This window comes from Streptomyces griseus subsp. griseus, from assembly GCF_000720255.1.
GTDB classification, from domain to species: domain Bacteria; phylum Actinomycetota; class Actinomycetes; order Streptomycetales; family Streptomycetaceae; genus Streptomyces; species Streptomyces griseus_I.
This window is the reverse complement of sequence record NZ_JOJE01000022.1, coordinates 32,954-36,394: the sequence shown is the minus strand read 5'-3', so window position 1 is coordinate 36,394 and position 3,441 is coordinate 32,954. Positions and strand designations below refer to the sequence as shown.

Sequence of the window (3,441 nt, the reverse complement as noted above, 5' to 3'; positions counted from 1 at the left end):
TTCGTCACCGTCCGGCCGTCCGCCGCCCCGTCACCGACCGTGTACGGCGCCTGGGCAAGTCGTCTCCACCGCTGCGTCGGAGAGAGCGTCGGCGCTCGGGCCCGGCGCGGCGTCGTCCAGCGCGTTGTCGAGCCGGAACACCACCGGCGAGCCGGAGGAGTGGAGGAGGAGGTTCAGCGGCTCGTCCCGCGTCGCCCGGGCTTCCCGGACGTGTTGGTCTTCGCAGTGAGGACCCTGTTCAAGGTCGGCCGGGCCGACGGACGGGAATCGACGCGGGCGTGCGGCCACGGGGGCACGGCCGCCGTGTGAAACGGGCGTGGACATCATCCTCTTTCCTGACCACTGGTACCCAGCGGCGGATACCGGTTTTGGCGGCGTCAGGAGAAGCCCTGAAACGAAGAACCTGAAACGCGATGGGGGACGGCCGGCCCAGGACCTGTGTCACCGCTCGTGAACGTCAGGTGTGACGCAGGACACCGCATACACGATCCGCGACACCGCCAAGAGATATTCAGTTGTGATTCGCGACACTGCTATTGAAAGTTCAATCGTGACCCGCGACACCGACAGGAATGCTTAGCCCGGCACCTGAAACGCAACGCCACGCCTCCTTGAGCGAGATTCAACCCCCTACGACCATCCCCGCCAAAGCCGACGATTGTCACCACCTGAGCAGGTAGGTTTAAGGAGAGATGAGCAGGTACGGGCTACTCAATCAGGTAGCCCCACTCGACGGGTGCCGCTGCCGCGCCGCGAGTCCAGCCGGCGCCGCGCGTCGATAGGGGCATTTGCCGTCGTCACATTTACCCGCACGCCCATTGCGTTCCGCCAGCAAAGAACGCGTCATCCGGGCGTGTTAACGTACCGACGCCCCCACAGCCCACACTTACTGACGGATCGTCACCTTCTCTGCCCCCTCCAAGCGGAGCCCCCGATCCGTCAATTCCCAGGTGTGGATCCAGCTGTCGTTCATCTCTCCGAACAATGGAGAACGAGAACCACGTGAGGACACGTGTCAAACAGCACCCTGCGCGGCAGGTACACGGAAATGAACCTCATCCTTCAAACATTAAACGACGCGAAATCCGGGCGCGGCGGCGTGATATTGGTCTCGGGAGACGAAGGCATCGGAAAAACGCGCCTTGCGCACGAAGCCTGCCGCATCGCCGAGCAACACGAGTTCACCGCGGTGCGCGCCGAGACCGGGGTCTTCCCGCTACCGACCGCGGACGGCCCGACGCTGGCTGTCTTCGACGACCTGCACCTGTATGCCGACCAAGCCCTGCTCTCCAGGATGACGGCACGGCTGGCGTCGTTACGGCACCAGCAGCAGGTGTGGTTGTTCACCGTGCGTGACCATGCGTACGGTGCGGACGTGCACCGGTTCGTCAGGGCCCTTGAGGAATGGGGATGTGCCCGCCTCGCCCTCGGCCGACTCTCCCATGAAGCGGTACGGGAGGTCCTCACCGACATCATGGGGGCCGCTCCCGACCCCGCTCTGACGGAATGGGCCGACGAGGCGGCGGGACACCCGCTGTTGACGGTGGCCCTGGCCAGGGGCCTCGTCGAGGACGGCCGGGTGCGCGTAGGTGGGCAGACGGCTGCCGTCACCTCCGCCGCGGTCCCCGAGCGGTTGCGGTCCACGGTGAACTGCCTGCTGAACGACCACAGCCAGCAGATCCAGGACATGCTGAGGACAGCCGCCGTGCTGGGCCCGGAGTTCAGTGTCGGGGATCTGGCCGCGATCCTCGTCGACGTTGCTCCCGTCCAACTGGCCGCGTGCGTCCAACGGGCCGTCGACGCGGGGCTCCTTGCCTGCCGAAGCGACGACCGGCTCGCCTTCCGGTACGAATTGGTCCGCAGGACGATCGTGGAAACCACGGCACTGGGCGTACGTCAGGTGCTGTTGCGTGCCGCGTCCGTGCCCACGCCCACCGACCGGCTCCGGCAGCCGAGCACGCCCGGCGGTCCGGCCCATCGGCCGTCGGCGACTCCCCGGCCTCCGGTCGTGTCGCCCGTGGTCCAGGAGGACAGCATCGCGGTCCTGTCCGCCCGTGCCGTCTCCTTCCTGCACGAGGGCCGGATGGATCAGGCCAAGGAGTCCGCGAACGCCCTCCTTCGCGGCTGCGCGGCATCCGGGGAGATCTCGGGGCAGGCGTTGGCGAGGCTGGTTCACTCGGTGTGCGCCCGGACGGGCGGCCAGGCGGTCGAAGCCCTCCGCCTGAGCAGAACGGCCGCCGCGAGCATCCCGCCCGGGAAGTCGGACCTCATCTGCGAGGTCATCACGAACTGTGTGGCGCTCGAGCTTTCCTTGCTCGGCGAGACGACCGAGGCGGAGCAGCTGCTGAGGAAGGTCGCCTGCTGGGAAGAGCCGTCCGGCGCGCCCCCCGCCAACCTGATCCTGGGAACGGCGGTGGCAAGAATCACGAGCGCGAAGGGTGACCACCGCAAGGCCGGCCAATGGGCCGAAGCCGGCATGGGGGTCGCCAGCAGGTCGGACCGGTGGCTGATTCCACTGGCCGGTGCCATCCGGGCCCTTGCCGCCCTGCGCGGCGGCCACCTGCGGGCCGCGCAGGAGCTGGTGGCGCGCTACCAGGCCGAGTCGGAACCCGACCGCCCGCTGCTCTACGCCCAGCCCGAGTGGGTCGACCTCCAGGTCGTGACCGAGCGGCACGGCCCGGGACGGGGCGTCAGTCTGCTGACAGGGCAGTACGCGCATCTGATCGCCAGGCCGGTCCTGTTCGTGGAGGAACCAGGAGCGGCCCCCTGGATGGTCCGTACCGCTCTGGCCGCGAACGCCCCCCGGCTGGCCGAGCAGGTGGTCCGCGCGGTGCGAGCGCTCGCCGACGACAACACCGGCTTCCAGCCGCTGACCGTCTCGGCGCTGCATGCAGGAGGTTTGCTCCGCCGTGACGAGGGCGCCCTGGCGCAGGCCGGCAGCGAGCACCGCGACGCCTGGGCCGCCGCCCAGGCCGCGGAGGACTTGGGGATCCTGCTGCTCGACCGGGACACGAGGGAAGGTGCGGCCAAGCAACAGTTCGTCGCGGCACGGGAGCTGTACGAGGAGGCCGGTGCGCTGACGGACGTCGCCAGAATCACCGGACGGCTCCCCCGACAGGCGCCGCCCGTGCCGCCCGCCGCCGCCCCGGCCGACCGGCCGTCCGATTTGGGACAGGCTCTCACCTGTTCCGAGAGGGCCGTGGCGGACCTGGTCGTGCTGGGCATGACGAATCGGCAGGTCGCCGGGAAACTGCACCTCTCCTCGTACACCGTCAACTACCACCTGCGGAACATCTTCCGAAAGCTCGGCATGAAGTCCCGTGTGGAACTCGCCCGGTGGTACCAGGACCGCGGAGCAGACACGGTGTGGTCGAGACCTTCCAGAAGTTCCCGCACCGCGCCGACCCTCGGTTCCGGCCTCCCCTCGGGCTAGGTCCTGTC

1 protein-coding gene is annotated in these 3,441 nt (G+C 68.4%); it reads left to right on the top strand.

The window, feature by feature from the left end; translation table 11 throughout:
• Positions 1–1,012: 1,012 nt before the first annotated feature.
• Entirely contained in the window at positions 1,013–3,433 is a 2,421-nt protein-coding gene (locus IG99_RS27235; protein WP_267882563.1) for a helix-turn-helix transcriptional regulator, read from the top strand.
• The last annotated feature ends 8 nt before the right edge of the window (positions 3,434–3,441 follow it).